At 51.5% G+C, this 13,268-nt stretch carries 14 protein-coding genes; 7 read left to right on the top strand and 7 right to left on the bottom strand.

Features of this window, described 5'->3' with window-relative positions; all coding sequences use genetic code 11:
- Window positions 1–29 precede the first annotated feature (29 nt).
- Window positions 30–347, top strand: coding sequence for a hypothetical protein (locus tag BLV87_RS13370; protein WP_093069472.1), 318 nt, complete (start codon window positions 30–32; stop codon window positions 345–347).
- Between the two features lie 6 nt (window positions 348–353).
- Here the strand turns inward: BLV87_RS13370 and soxA are convergent, their stop codons facing one another.
- From soxA to BLV87_RS13350, 4 genes are read right to left on the bottom strand one after another with little or no spacing between them, the layout of a single operon-like run.
- Complete coding sequence (gene soxA / locus BLV87_RS13365) at window positions 354–1,136, bottom strand: sulfur oxidation c-type cytochrome SoxA (protein WP_093069470.1); 783 nt, start codon at window positions 1,134–1,136, stop codon at window positions 354–356.
- Window positions 1,133–1,603, bottom strand: a complete 471-nt coding sequence (soxX, locus tag BLV87_RS13360) for a sulfur oxidation c-type cytochrome SoxX (protein ID WP_093069468.1) — start codon at window positions 1,601–1,603, stop codon at window positions 1,133–1,135. The genes soxA and soxX overlap by 4 nt, the downstream gene beginning before the upstream one ends.
- A 54-nt stretch (window positions 1,604–1,657) precedes the next feature.
- Window positions 1,658–2,236: a 2OG-Fe(II) oxygenase family protein gene (locus BLV87_RS13355; protein ID WP_093069467.1), complete on the bottom strand. Its 579-nt coding sequence runs from the start codon at window positions 2,234–2,236 to the stop codon at window positions 1,658–1,660.
- Between the two features lie 26 nt (window positions 2,237–2,262).
- Window positions 2,263–3,465, bottom strand: coding sequence for an MFS transporter (locus tag BLV87_RS13350; RefSeq protein ID WP_093069465.1), 1,203 nt, complete (start codon window positions 3,463–3,465; stop codon window positions 2,263–2,265).
- Window positions 3,466–3,568: 103 nt separating this feature from the next.
- On the opposite strand from BLV87_RS13350, the gene BLV87_RS13345 reads away from it, so the two are divergent.
- Window positions 3,569–4,444: a LysR family transcriptional regulator gene (locus BLV87_RS13345; protein ID WP_093069463.1), complete on the top strand. Its 876-nt coding sequence runs from the start codon at window positions 3,569–3,571 to the stop codon at window positions 4,442–4,444.
- A gap of 12 nt (window positions 4,445–4,456) precedes the next feature.
- On the opposite strand, the gene BLV87_RS13340 is transcribed toward BLV87_RS13345, so the two are convergent.
- From BLV87_RS13340 to BLV87_RS13330, 3 genes are read right to left on the bottom strand one after another with little or no spacing between them, the layout of a single operon-like run.
- Window positions 4,457–5,713, bottom strand: coding sequence for a replication-associated recombination protein A (locus tag BLV87_RS13340; protein ID WP_093069461.1), 1,257 nt, complete (start codon window positions 5,711–5,713; stop codon window positions 4,457–4,459).
- A 17-nt stretch (window positions 5,714–5,730) separates the two neighbouring features.
- Complete coding sequence (lolA, locus tag BLV87_RS13335; protein ID WP_093069459.1) at window positions 5,731–6,366, bottom strand: outer membrane lipoprotein periplasmic chaperone LolA; 636 nt, start codon at window positions 6,364–6,366, stop codon at window positions 5,731–5,733.
- A 17-nt stretch (window positions 6,367–6,383) separates the two neighbouring features.
- Window positions 6,384–8,906, bottom strand: a complete 2,523-nt coding sequence (locus BLV87_RS13330) for an FtsK/SpoIIIE family DNA translocase (RefSeq protein ID WP_093069458.1) — start codon at window positions 8,904–8,906, stop codon at window positions 6,384–6,386.
- 113 nt (window positions 8,907–9,019) lie between these two features.
- Here BLV87_RS13330 and trxB point away from each other — a divergent pair, with 113 nt between their 5' ends.
- Genes trxB through BLV87_RS13305 form a run of 5 tightly spaced genes read left to right on the top strand, consistent with a single transcriptional unit; the run spans window position 9,020 to window position 12,486 of the window.
- Window positions 9,020–9,982, top strand: a complete 963-nt coding sequence (gene trxB, locus BLV87_RS13325) for a thioredoxin-disulfide reductase (RefSeq protein WP_093069456.1) — start codon at window positions 9,020–9,022, stop codon at window positions 9,980–9,982.
- A 9-nt stretch (window positions 9,983–9,991) separates the two neighbouring features.
- Window positions 9,992–10,741 carry a leucyl/phenylalanyl-tRNA--protein transferase gene (gene aat, locus BLV87_RS13320; RefSeq protein ID WP_093069454.1) on the top strand — a complete coding sequence of 250 codons (750 nt, stop codon included), beginning with the start codon at window positions 9,992–9,994 and terminating at the stop codon, window positions 10,739–10,741.
- Between the two features lie 25 nt (window positions 10,742–10,766).
- Window positions 10,767–11,423 carry a YceH family protein gene (locus BLV87_RS13315; protein ID WP_093069452.1) on the top strand — a complete coding sequence of 219 codons (657 nt, stop codon included), beginning with the start codon at window positions 10,767–10,769 and terminating at the stop codon, window positions 11,421–11,423.
- Window positions 11,424–11,434: 11 nt separating this feature from the next.
- Entirely contained in the window at window positions 11,435–12,133 is a 699-nt protein-coding gene (queC, locus tag BLV87_RS13310; RefSeq protein WP_093069450.1) for a 7-cyano-7-deazaguanine synthase QueC, read from the top strand.
- Between the two features lie 11 nt (window positions 12,134–12,144).
- Window positions 12,145–12,486: an AF1514 family protein gene (locus BLV87_RS13305; RefSeq protein WP_093069448.1), complete on the top strand. Its 342-nt coding sequence runs from the start codon at window positions 12,145–12,147 to the stop codon at window positions 12,484–12,486.
- Window positions 12,487–13,268 lie beyond the last annotated feature (782 nt).

Below are 13,268 nucleotides of genomic sequence, written 5' to 3'. Positions count from 1 at the left end.
CGCAAGACAGAAGCATAGGTTAAAGAGTGATGCAATTACGGATACAAATCAACGACACCACACGCGATATTGACGTGCCAGATTTTATGCTGACAGAAGGCGAAGACTTTTTTGCCCAAATGGATCGGGACATGAGCAAAGGCTATCAAATGAGCCGGAAGTGGGTAGACAACCCCGATCAGGAACAACGTTGTCAAATTGTGGCAGACAAAATTCTGACGGCACTTTCCAATGGCAATCAAAAGAGTGGCACGCTAATGGCAGCCTACATCCTCAAGCGGATGCCACAAGTACGCGAAATCCACATGAATACCGAAGGCGATATGCTGGGGCATGATTTGCTCTAAAAACAATCAATATCTAATGGCTGGAGCTTCAATCTTCAGCCCGTTGGAACGCGACATAATGTACGCCCCCAGCAATTTACTTTCTTCCGCATCCGGTGCAAATGGCTCCGCACGCATTAACACCAAACACTGCTTAATCCGCAAATCGAGGTTTGCCATTTCGCCAGTATCCAAACGGTAAGCAGGGAAACCGTTGCCCTGCCCCTGACTAATCTTTTGCCCGCGAATAAATTGCCCCGGATAACTGTCATGGCAATGGGCGCACGACATATCAATCAAGCCAAACCGTATGTGGTAAAGTTCCTCGCCTTTTTTCAGCAAATCCGCCATTTCGCCATCGATTTGCACATTCACCGGCTCACCCACCGCCAGATGACGCACAAACGTTTCCAAGGCAATTAATTCAGCGGAATACGCTGGCAATGGCGTTTCGCCTGACTGTTTTTCACGGCAAATGTTAATGCGATCATCCAACCGCACAATGCCACCCAAGGCTTTATCGTAAATCGGGTAACGGGCGAGGTTTTTTACGTCCAGTTTTTCGCCCATTTCACCGTGGCAACTGGCGCACGATTTGCCTGAAGCGGGTGACTCATTAAACAGCTCACGCCCTTGCTCGACCGCAATAAAGCCGGTGTTTTCGACCTCATCATCTTGCATGGCACGGGTTTCTTCCTTAACGAACTCATAACCCGACTTAGCGGGCTTAGGCGCTTCTGCCAAGACATTGCCAGCGCTTGCCAGCAAAAAACCGCTCACCAACAAGCGTGATAACGTGCGTGTAATCATTTGAGTGTTACCAAGTAAGCGATGACATCTTCCACATCCTGAGCAGCGAGGAAGGTTCTGCCCTCGTACCCCTTGCCGGGGCGATTAATCAGGTTGGGGTCACGGTAAAAACCCGGCATAATCGAATTGGGGTTCAAATGGCGTGAATCCACCACTCGCAAGCGCAATTGCGGCTCTGCCAAGCGCTTGGCAATGCCGGATAATGGCGGGGCAATCGTGCCGTAGGCTTCTACCCCCTTAATCGGCAATTCGTGACAGGCTAAACAATTCCCGCGAGACGCATCCGCAACGACTTTCTCGCCACGTAGCGCATCGCCTTTTAAACCACACAACGGTGCTGGAATTGAATAATTGACCATCTCCCATTTGCAATACGCTTCAGGCGGGGGCGGAACACCCTCAGCTTCCGCCGCCAAACTAGGTGTCGTTGCAAATAGCAGGAAAATTAAGGTATTTACAGTTTTCATTGTGTCATTCTATGCCTCTGCGCCCAAACAAACTTGATTTAAATCAAACTAAGTTTAGGCGAAAATAATCCACGTGGTAGCAATATATTTCACCCCTGACTGCATCACACCCGCGCGGTGTTCATGCGTCCAAAACGGGGGAAATAATACCAACTTACCTTTTTCTGGCTGCACACTGAGGTTTTGAAACAAAAAATCCGTGGAACCACCCGCCTCCACCGGCACATCATTTAAATACCACAACGCCACCAACTGGCGCATCGCAAACTGATGACTGCCGCCGTCAATGTGCCAGTGGTAATACTCACCCGGCTGATAACGTTGCAAATTATAGCCCATGTCTTTAAACGGGCCTTTGAAATACGGAAACATTTCGCGGAATTCCCGCAAGGCCAACGCCAGCGAACGGTGCAAATTATTATCCACATCTTTCCAATGCGGCTTATCGTCGCCGCTCACGAAAATATCGGTGGTTTTCTTCACGCTTTGGTTGCTGCCCATATCCTGACCGATACGCCCCGCGTATTGATCCGCCAGATTCTGCTCGAAACGTGCCACCATGTTGTCACACAAAAATCCCGGCAACGCATCGCTCTGTTCAAAAATAAACGAATTCGGCGCTAATTCACGCATAACACAACCTATTCAATACTTAGGAATCATACCCAAACTTTACGCGACTCTGCCTGCACCTGCCAGCGGTATAACCACACACTGCACCCCAATGTCAGGCTATAAACCAACAACGACCCCACCACAATGCCCAACCAGCCTTCCCATGCCCAAAAGGGCGCAAGCACAAACCCGCCGACACTCGCCCCCATGTAATAAAACACCAAATACAACGACGATGCACTCGCCCGCGCCTGCAACGCATGATGACTCACCCAACTACTTGCCAGCGAATGCGTCAGGAAAAAACCCAAACTGCTCACCATAAACCCCCACACAATCGCATACAGGTGTGGAATCAGCGTCAACAGCGTGCCGCCCATCAACAACACAATCCCCAAACCCATCCCCACAGGCGCGGAAAAATACTGCGTCACCCGCCCCGACAACGCCGCCGCCAACGTGCCGCTCAAATACGTCAAAAACAGCAACCCCAGCGCGTGTGGTGACAAATGATACGGCTCAGCCGCCAACACAAACGTAATGTAACTGTACTGATTCAGAAAAATCATAAAGTTACCGCCCGCAATCAAAAACGCCACCAGCAATACCGGATTACGCAAATGCCCTCCCATATCCCGCGCAATGTGTACCGGATGCAAGGGTTTCGGGTGAAAATTCTGCGACTTCGGCAACAGCCACACAAACACCGCCAGCAACACCGCACTCAACACCCCCATTGCCCCAAACGCTGCCGCCCAACCAAAATGTTCCCCCACAAAACCGCCCACCATGCGCCCCGTCACTCCGCCGAGACTGTTCGCACTGATGTACACTCCCACCGCCAACACCACCGCTTTGCGGGTAAATTCATCGCCCATGTACGCAATCGCAATCGCAGGCAGCCCGCCCAAAAACAAGCCCTGCAACCCACGTAATACCAACAAACTCGTGTAACTTTCCACCTGCGACAATGCCAAGGTCGTCAACACTGCCCCTGCCATCGTCACCACCATGATCGGTTTACGCCCAATCGCATCCGACAACGGCCCATACACCAGCAACGATAAACCCAACGTCAAAATCGTAATCGTCAAACTCCAGCTTGCTTCCAACTCCGTCAATTGAAATTGCTGCGCAAACGTCGGCAACAACGACTGCACTACATGCAAGTTGGCAAAAATCATCGCCGAACCAAAGCACAAGGCCAGCGTTGCAGCACGAAAAGCACGGGTATTCGCTTCAATCATCGTAACCTCCAATAGTGAGGACTCAGCATAATTGCACCGCAACAATTGATAAAATATATACTAAGAATGGTTTCGATAATGTTTGTTTACCGATGAGGCTGGCATGGACTTCAAACAACTGCGCTATTTCCACGAAATCGTCCGGCTGGGCAGCTTCACCCGCGCCGCAGAAGCATTATACGTGGCGCAACCGGCGGTGAGTGTTGCCATCCGCAAACTCGAAGCCGAACTCGATTTAACCCTATTCCACCGCAACGACCGCAAAGTGACCCTAACCGATGAAGGCACACGCTTGTTACCTCACGCGCAACGCATCCTGCAAGCCGTCAGTGATGCCCAACTGGAAATGCAGGAACTCAAAGGGCTAACCCAAGGCATGGTGCGTGTCGGCATTCCGGGGATGTTGGGTTCGTATTATTTTCCGCCGATTTTGATGGCATTTCGGCACCGTTTTCCGCATTTAAGCCTGCAAGTGGTCGAGGGCGGCACATGGCAATTGCAACAAATGCTGGAAGGCGGCGAACTCGATTTAGCGGTGATCGTGCGCGATTTTGTTCCACCCGAACTCGAAGCGGTCACGATTCAACGTGAAGAAATGCGCGTGATCGTGCCCAAAGAACACCCTTTCGCCTACCAAGCCAGCGTCAGTCTGCCCGAATTTTTCGCTGAAGAACTGGTGATGTTCCGCCCCGGCTATTTCCACCGCAAAATCATCGACCGCCTGGCGCAAGAAGCCGGTGTTACCCCAAAAATCGGTTTTGAAACCAACCTGTTACCGCTGATTAAGTCGATTATCAAACAAGGGTTTGGCATTTCCACCCTGCTGACGATGGTGGTAAAAGAAGACCCCGAACTGGTCGATTTACCGTTTGAACAACCGTTGTGGCTGGATTTGTGCATCGCTTGGCGACAGGCTGGCTATTTATCCCGCGCTAATCGTGCTTTCGTCGATTTCCTGCTGGAACAAAGCGCTCACTGAAGCATAACACCCCTATTGTTTTCGCAAAGCAGCCAGTTTTTCACGAATCTTAATTTCTAAGCCACGTTCAACCGGCTCATAATAACGCCGCCCTTTCAGCTCATCCGGGAAGTAGCTTTCACCCACCGCATACGCATCCTGCTCATCGTGGGCATAGCGGTAGCCCTTGCCATAATCCAATGCCTTCATCAGCTTGGTGGGGGCATTACGCAAATGCAGCGGTACATCCAACGAACCGGACTGTTGCGCATCCGCCCGCGCCAGTTTATAAGCCGTGTACACCGCATTGCTTTTGGGCGCACACGCCAAATACACCACTGCTTGCGCAAGCATCAACTCCCCTTCTGGGCTACCTAAACGCTCGTAAGCGTCCCACGCATTCAGTGCCAACTGCAAACTGCGCGGGTCGGCATTACCAATATCCTCACTCGCCATGCGCACCACCCGCCGCGCAATGTACAAGGGGTCACAACCACCATCCAACATCCGGCACAACCAATACAAGGCTGCGTCCGGGTCAGTCCCGCGTACCGACTTGTGCAAGGCTGAAATTTGCTCGTAAAACAAATCGCCGCCCTTATCAAAACGACGCAGCGATTCCGCCACCACTTCCTTGACGGTCGTATCCGTAATCTGCAAACCATCCGGGGTTTCTTCCGCCAAATCCGCTGCCATTTCCAACCAGTTCAGCGCCCGCCGTGCATCGCCATCGGCTGCCGCTGCCAACGCATCCAAAACACTAACACTGGCCTGCAATGACAATGCACCCAAACCTTTCACGCTATCTTGTAAAGCACGCTGTAACACTTGCTTGATGTCATCCGCCAACAGAGAACGCAACACATAGGTACGCACCCGTGACAACAGCGCATTATTCAATTCAAAGGAAGGATTTTCAGTAGTCGCGCCAATAAACAGCAAGGTGCCATCCTCAATATGCGGCAAAAACGCATCTTGCTGCGCTTTATTGAAACGGTGAACTTCATCCACAAACAACACCGTGGCACGCCTGAATTGCGCCCGGTTTTGCCGCGCCACCTCCACCGCTGCACGAATCTCTTTCACCCCCGCCAATACCGCCGACAAGGTGAGAAATTCTGCATTCCAATAATGAGTGATTAAGCGTGCCAAGGTGGTTTTGCCGGTTCCGGGTGGCCCCCAGAACAGCATGGAGTGCGGGCGGGATTCTTCGATGGCTCGCCGCAACGGTTTGCCAGCGGCAAGCAGATGAAGCTGCCCGGCGTACTCATCGAGCGTCGCCGGGCGCATACGTTCAGCTAACGGGATCAGGAAGCTTTCCCGATCACGTCAGCCCCTTTGGGTGGCGTGAAATTAAAGCGGCTCTTGTCGATGTCAATATCGGTACGCAAGCCTTGGAATTTAATGTAGGTTTGTTGCCCAAATTTATCGCCCAAGATCATCTCTTCCACACCGGTAGCACTAATGCCCAAATCCATCGTGGTGAAATCAGAATCCTGCTTCTTCGGCGTCAGGCGGAACCATTCCAGGGTGCTGCCTTCCGCTTCCATTTCCTGCACATTGAACTGTTTATCAACCGGCTGCTTTTGGGTCAGCATCCCAACCGGCGCGGCGGATAAGGCTTGGGTCATGGGTTTAACCGTTACCTGATCCAGCTCCACATCGTAAACCCACACGTTTTTGCCATCAGCAACGATCTCGTGCTTGTCCGGTGCGGCGTATTCCCAACGGAATTTACCGGGGCGTGACAGGAATACGTTACCACTGGATGACTGGCGTACTGCACCTTTTTCATCAACCACTTGCTGGGTAAAAGCCGCTTGCATGGTGTTGATTTTCGTAAAGAACTCATCAAGTTTTGCCCGACCGTCAGCCCATGCACTGCTGCTCATTAAGCCCGTCGCCAACAGTACTGCCAGTGTTTTCGTGAACCTTGTTTTCATCATTAACCTCATGTTATTCAATCTTTTGGCGGTGCGGCAACCAATACATCGCGTGAGCCATTGCTCAACACTGGGCTGACCACACCTGCGCTTTCCATGTCTTCTATCATTCGCGCTGCCCGGTTATAACCCACCTTGAGGCGACGTTGCAGATAAGAAATCGACGCACGTCGGGATTCGATCACCACCGCCACTGCTTCATCATACAGCGGGTCGGATTCGCCCTCCCGTTCCGTCAACGGCTCTAATCCCGGTACGGCATCAGACGCAGACGTGTTATCAGCTAAGACATCATCAATGTAATCCGGTTCCCCTTGCCGCTTGAGGTAGTTGGCAACCTCTTCCACTTCGCGGTCGGTGACGAGTGCACCGTGTACCCGTTGCGGCAACGAAGTCCCCGGTGGCATGTACAACATATCACCGTAACCCAGCAATTGTTCCGCACCGCCCTGATCCAAAATCGTGCGCGAGTCGATCTTCGTCGAGACTTGAAACGCAATTCGTGTCGGGATATTCGCCTTAATCAAACCTGTAATAACATCAACAGACGGGCGTTGCGTCGCCAAAATTAAGTGGATACCGGATGCCCGCGCCTTCTGTGCCAGCCGTGCAATCAGCTCTTCCACTTTTTTGCCCACCACCATCATCATGTCGGCGAATTCGTCCACGATGACCACGATGTAAGGCAAGGTTTCTAAGGGCTGCGGGTGTCCATCCACCGATTTCAGCGGATCAAATAGAGGGTCGAGAATAACATCGCCTTTTTCACGCGCTTCAATAATTTTTTCATTGAAACCGGCAATATTGCGCACCTTGAGTTTCGACATGAGCAAATAACGGCGCTCCATTTCCGCCACACACCAACGCAAGGCATTAGCGGCGTGCTTCATGTCCGTCACCACCGGCGCCAGCAAATGCGGAATGTCTTCGTAGCTGCTCAATTCCAGCATTTTCGGGTCAATCATAATCATGCGCACTTCAGCGGGTGTGGCTTTGTAGAGCAAACTCATGAGCACTGCGTTGATGAATACCGATTTGCCTGAGCCTGTTGTCCCCGCTACCAGCAAATGCGGCATCCGCCCCAGATCAGCCACAATCGGGTGTCCGGCAATGTCTTTCCCCAGTGCCAAGGTCAACGGTGAAGGATTTTTCTTGTAAACCGCTGACGCCAGCATTTCGCTCATCGTCACCACGTCACGGCGATCATTGGGGATTTCAATTCCAATGGTCGGTCGCCCCGGAATAACCTCCACCACACGTACACTGGATACGCACATATTCCGTGCTAAGTCAGACGCTAAACCGGATATTTTGGAAGCTTTCGTACCATCTGGCAGTTCCAGCTCGAAACGGGTAATCACGGGCCCGGGGTCACGGGCTACGACTTTGACATCAGGCACACCGTAATGCCCTAAAGCTTCCACCAGCTTATCCGCTAACTCGTTCAAGCGTTCTTTGGGTTGTGTCACACGCTCACGGGGTGGCGGATTCAACAGGGTTAAACGCGGCAAAACCAAACCACGGCCTTTACCCGGTTTTAGCGGTGGTAATTTGTCTGCAATATCATGCACAACCGTTTCATCAGCCTTTGGTGGGGATTTTTTAATATCGCTGCCCGGCTCTTCAACACTCACTTCAGGGGTATCCTGCTTCGCACGAGCGAAACTCGAAAAATCTGGCACATCCAAACGCGATTCATCCCGAACCGGTGCATGAAGATCCGTTAAGTCCACGCCATCCCCCAAATTAGGCTCAGCACGCTTACCCACTAACGATCCCCCGACCGTGCGATTCATCCAATCGCTGGCTTTATCCAACGCCCCTGAACCACCTTGTAAATAGTCCTTACTGCGACTCAATACCTCAGAAAATCGCCCTAACACACCACTTTTAGCAGGTACAGCACCCGCATCGCCGTCCGCTTCAGCCTGTTCCAAACCTTGCAACTTATTAAAGAGTTGCAACATCCAGTCACCCACTTTTTCGGTCACTTCCGCCCATGAAATGTCCGCAACGACCGTAATACTGCCCAAAAATAATGACAGTAAAAACAAGATAGAACCAAAAAAACCCAAAAACGTGCCGGTAAACACCTTGGCGACCGCTTGCCCTAGCATCCCGCCACCAATCCCCTCAGGGAATGGCACGAACAATAAATGTGCTAACCCAGCACCCGACAGCAGCGTGAACAAAGCCCCCACACTGGTAATAATATCGTTAATTCCCCCCACTGGATTGTTAGGATTTTTCATGTGAGGGCCGATACGAAACGCCGTCAACCCCATCACCACCAACACTAGCGGCAAGGCATAAGCCAAATAACCCAAGAGTCCCAACAAGAAATCCGCAAGCCATGCACCTTTGCACCCCGCTAAATTATCACAGGGGCCAATACGGGTGTTATGATGAAACGGCCCTGGATCCAGCGGGCTGTACGACAGCAATGCCAATAAGATCACCGCAGCGATGCCCATGAAAATGATGACACTCGCCTGTTGTAGACCCAGACGCTTTTTTTGATTGAGAATAACCTTAGCCAAACCAATATCCCTGTTTGTTTGATACCCTGATTATAGGGGGTGTTTTTCCGATTACTACTTTACCCGGCACGGCATGTCACATAGGATTAGCCGATTCGGAAGGAGAATTATACATGAACACAACCAAACATTGCCGTTTACTCATCCTCGGTTCGGGGCCAGCGGGCTATACCGCTGCTGTTTACGCCGCACGCGCCAACCTAAACCCCGTATTGATCACTGGCATGGCGCAAGGCGGGCAATTGATGACCACCACCGAAGTGGATAACTGGCCGGGCGATGATGCTGGCGTCATGGGGCCACAATTAATGGAACGGATGCAAAAACATGCCGAACGCTTCGATACCGAGATCATTTTCGACCACATTAATAGTGTTGATCTGCAAAATCGTCCTTTTACGCTGAATGGTGACAATGGGCAATACACCTGTGACGCTTTGATTATAGCGACTGGTGCGTCAGCGATGTACTTAGGTCTGGAATCTGAGCAAAAATTCAGTGGCAAAGGGGTATCTGCCTGCGCCACGTGTGACGGCTTTTTCTACCGCAATCAAAAGGTCGCAGTGATTGGTGGTGGCAATACTGCCGTTGAAGAAGCCCTCTACCTTGCGAATATCGCCTCTGAAGTCACGTTAGTGCACCGTCGTGACGAATTGCGTTCTGAAAAAATCTTGCAAAAACACCTGTTTGAAAAAGTTGAACAAGGCAAGGTCAAAATCCTGTGGAACACCACCCTCGATGAAGTGCTGGGCGACAAAACCGGCGTCACCGGAATGCGCGTCAAAGACGTGAACAGCGGCACAACCCAAGACATCGCCGTACACGGCATTTTTATTGCCATTGGTCACAAACCCAATACTGCCATTTTTGATGGGCAATTGGACATGAGTGGCGGCTACCTCAAAGTGAAAAGCGGCTCGGAAGGCAATGCCACCCAAACCAGTGTCGAAGGGGTATTTGCAGCCGGTGACGTCATGGATCATATTTACCGTCAAGCTATTACTTCCGCAGGCACAGGTTGCATGGCAGCACTGGATGCTGAAAAATACTTAGATCAATTAGCGAAAACTCACTAAAGGAACGGCGTGCTACCACGATCCCTTAGCCTCACTTTACTCAATCCCACCTGGTCGGAAGAACCCTTCCCTCCCGTGGAAATGGCGTGGGAAGAACCCAACGGCTTATTAGCCGTCGGCGGGGATTTAAGCGTGACTCGCCTGAAAAATGCGTATCGTGCAGGTATTTTCCCGTGGTTTGGGCCACGGGAACCCATCTACTGGTGGTCACCGAATCCACGCACGGTACTCTTTCCACACAACATTCGCATGACCCGTAGTTTGCGTAAATCACTGCGCAACAAAGGCTATCGCATCACCTTTGATACTTGCTTTGCCGATGTCGTTGATGCGTGCGCTGCCCCTCGCGCTTATACTGCCGAAACGTGGATTACGCACGAAATGCACACCGCATACTGCATGTTACACGCCCACGACATTGCCCATTCGCTAGAGGTATGGAATCCGGCGGGTGAGCTGGTCGGCGGCTTATACGGTGTAGCAACCGGCGGCGTATTCAGTGGCGAATCCATGTTCAGCCGTGAACCGGATACCTCCAAAATTGCCATGGTAGCCTTAGCCTGGCACTTACAACGTTGGGGCTTTGCCGTGATCGACTGCCAAATTGAGAACCCGCATCTGATGAGCATGGGCGCGGAAAACATTTCCCGCAGCGCCTATCTGAAGATTTTGCAGGATAATTTACACCTTCCCCCGCCACGCTATTGGGTCGCGGATACTCATGCTGACCTTTCCCATTGGGAACCACAAGCGACTTAAACAATAACACACAGGGCTAAGCACAATGTTTGACGACGAACAACCCAGACCACCGTTCAGTGCCGAAGAACTCCGTATCCTCGGTTGCCTGATGGAAAAACAACTCACTACGCCCGCCAGCTATCCGCTGACCTTCAATTCCCTGATGAACGCCTGCAACCAAAAAAGCAGCCGCGAACCCACCATGAATTTGACCGAAGGCGTCGTCGGGCATACCGCTAAAGTGCTGGTGGAGGGCGGTTGGACTGCAATCCAATACAGCGAACGCGCCCAGCGCGTGGAACATAAAGTCGACCGTCGCCTGAAACTAAACCGCCAGCAGCAAGCTGTTCTGTGCGTACTATTGCTACGCCGCCCGCAAACACTCAATGAAATCAAAACCCGCACCGAGCGCATGGCAGACTTTGCCAACACTGATGAAATCCGTGAGATTTTAGAAGCATGGATGGCAGCCGAAAAACCGCTGGCAGTGCGCTTGCCTGCGGGTGCGGGGCGGCGTGAAGACCGCTATTTTCATACGCTTGGTACAGAAAAGTTGGATGAGTTGCAAACCACTGAACCTGCAATCCCAACCACTGCTAGCCAAGGCAGCACCTCACGCCAAGACCATTACGCTCAACTGGAGGCACGGGTCGCCGACCTAGAACAACGGCTGGCAGCATTGGAAAGCCAATTGCTTTAACAAGGGACACCATGAACAAAGCAGTCATCCTCCTCAGCGGCGGACTCGATTCCACCACGGTTCTCGCCATTGCCAAAGCGCAAGGCTATGAGCCTTATGCACTCTCGTTCCGCTACGGGCAGCGTCACAGCATCGAGCTCACCTCCGCTCAACGGGTTGCTGCGGCGATGCAAGTTAAAGAACACGTCATTGCTGACATTAACCTGCGTGCTTTTGGCGGTTCGGCGTTGACGGCTGATATTGATGTTCCTAAAGGGCGTGATACTGCCGCGATGGAAGCGGCTATTCCGATTACCTACGTCCCCGCTCGCAATACCATTTTTCTGTCGTTCGCGCTGGGTTGGGCGGAAGTGCTGCAAGCTAACCATATCTTCGTGGGGGTCAACGCGCTCGACTATTCCGGCTACCCCGATTGCCGCCCGGAATTCATCAGCGCGTTTGAGACGATGGCAAACCTTGCGACCAAAAGCGGGGTTGAAGGCAATAAACTCACTATCCACGCGCCGCTGATTGAGATGAGTAAAGCCGACATTATCATCAAGGGCATGGAACTTGGCGTGGATTACAGCCTGACCAGCAGTTGTTATGACCCCAGTGATGGCGGCAAACCGTGTGGGCAATGCGATTCCTGCCTGCTCCGCGCCAAGGGCTTTGTTGAAGCGGGCGTGGCTGACCCGTTATTGCTGCGCTATGCTCAAAGATCAGCCTGAGGAATGACCTGATGAAAGAAACTAACCCCCTCCCTTCCGAATTCGTCTGTAAACTCCGCTCCGAACCCGATTACAGCGGCATAACCATCATCGAAATCGAGCAGGAAACACCGATTCAAGATTTCAATGCTGCCAAGCAACTGGCGGACAATAAAGCGGAAGCACTGCTGGAAAGTGCTATGCTGCTAGCATTTCATGATGGCGACAAAGGTTTTGACTCTCCGCAACACGGTGATGAATGCCACGCAGGCAGCCCCATACCCGCGTATATCGACTATGCGCTGAGTCATGGTGCAACCCTGAAGATTGACATCGACAAGGGGCGCTTTATCTTCTTTTACCTTGCGGTGTAGCCTTACGCTAGCTTCTCGCTCAGTAGAAGGATTTCACCGAAAAGCGTTGATTTCACTCAACCCGCTGAGTCGGATACTTAGCGCCTGCTAGAATGCGTAGGGGCTTTCTTGAAGCGGATGTCCGTGTGATTGAATTGACGCATTATAAGTGGGTATTTTTCGTCAGCTTATGCTAGAGTTTCGGTCAATTCATCAAGCACTGACGACAACTTAACTTATGCCATACCAATTATAAAAACACGCAGCCAACCCTATGCTGGTTTCAACGTGGCAGGGCGGTAGCGTGTTTTTCGGTTCGTGTGGTGCTTTAGAAGGCAGTGACGACAATCCCAGAATATGCGGAAGACTTTACGAACAGGATAGGCGGCGTGTGCTCACTGATTATCCGCAGGCTGCCTAGTCTGTTAGACATAGATTCCGCCCAATAAACTGTTAATTGCTTTCGCTCCTCCCTCTGTTCTCCCTCCTTTAGATACGTTCTGTATCGCACTATTCAAATTTGTATACCGTTGTTTTTGTATTCGCTTATAAACCTTTACCCAAGCACCAATCTGGGGCTTGGTGCTGGGGACGCTCCTTGCGTCGCCTAGGGGTTTGTTTATGGCGATTTTTTTTATTCTGTGGAACCCACAAGGTTAGAGTCCCACCCTGCATGGACAGGGTGAGAATGTTTAGGATTAATCTATTTCCATTTCGTAGATAGCTGTTAGAACTTCTGGCATTTTTTGAATTTGTTTAGTCCCTAACAAGAAAACCAGATTGTCTTGAATCAAAGACCTTAG

The sequence above is a fragment of the Thiothrix caldifontis genome (genome assembly GCF_900107695.1).
Lineage (GTDB): Bacteria > Pseudomonadota > Gammaproteobacteria > Thiotrichales > Thiotrichaceae > Thiothrix > Thiothrix caldifontis.
The sequence above is the reverse complement of the archived record's forward strand: the minus strand, read 5'-3'. Positions and strand labels throughout refer to the sequence as shown.

Coding starts and splice junctions, on each gene's coding strand:
- BLV87_RS13370 (WP_093069472.1), top strand. CDS start 30: ATGCAATTACGGATACAAATCAACGACACCACACGCGATATTGACGTG.
- soxA (WP_093069470.1), bottom strand. CDS start 1,136: ATGATTACACGCACGTTATCACGCTTGTTGGTGAGCGGTTTTTTGCTG.
- soxX (WP_093069468.1), bottom strand. CDS start 1,603: ATGAAAACTGTAAATACCTTAATTTTCCTGCTATTTGCAACGACACCT.
- BLV87_RS13355 (WP_093069467.1), bottom strand. CDS start 2,236: ATGCGTGAATTAGCGCCGAATTCGTTTATTTTTGAACAGAGCGATGCG.
- BLV87_RS13350 (WP_093069465.1), bottom strand. CDS start 3,465: ATGATTGAAGCGAATACCCGTGCTTTTCGTGCTGCAACGCTGGCCTTG.
- BLV87_RS13345 (WP_093069463.1), top strand. CDS start 3,569: ATGGACTTCAAACAACTGCGCTATTTCCACGAAATCGTCCGGCTGGGC.
- BLV87_RS13340 (WP_093069461.1), bottom strand. CDS start 5,713: ATGCGCCCGGCGACGCTCGATGAGTACGCCGGGCAGCTTCATCTGCTT.
- lolA (WP_093069459.1), bottom strand. CDS start 6,366: ATGAAAACAAGGTTCACGAAAACACTGGCAGTACTGTTGGCGACGGGC.
- trxB (WP_093069456.1), top strand. CDS start 9,020: ATGAACACAACCAAACATTGCCGTTTACTCATCCTCGGTTCGGGGCCA.
- BLV87_RS13315 (WP_093069452.1), top strand. CDS start 10,767: ATGTTTGACGACGAACAACCCAGACCACCGTTCAGTGCCGAAGAACTC.
- queC (WP_093069450.1), top strand. CDS start 11,435: ATGAACAAAGCAGTCATCCTCCTCAGCGGCGGACTCGATTCCACCACG.
- BLV87_RS13305 (WP_093069448.1), top strand. CDS start 12,145: ATGAAAGAAACTAACCCCCTCCCTTCCGAATTCGTCTGTAAACTCCGC.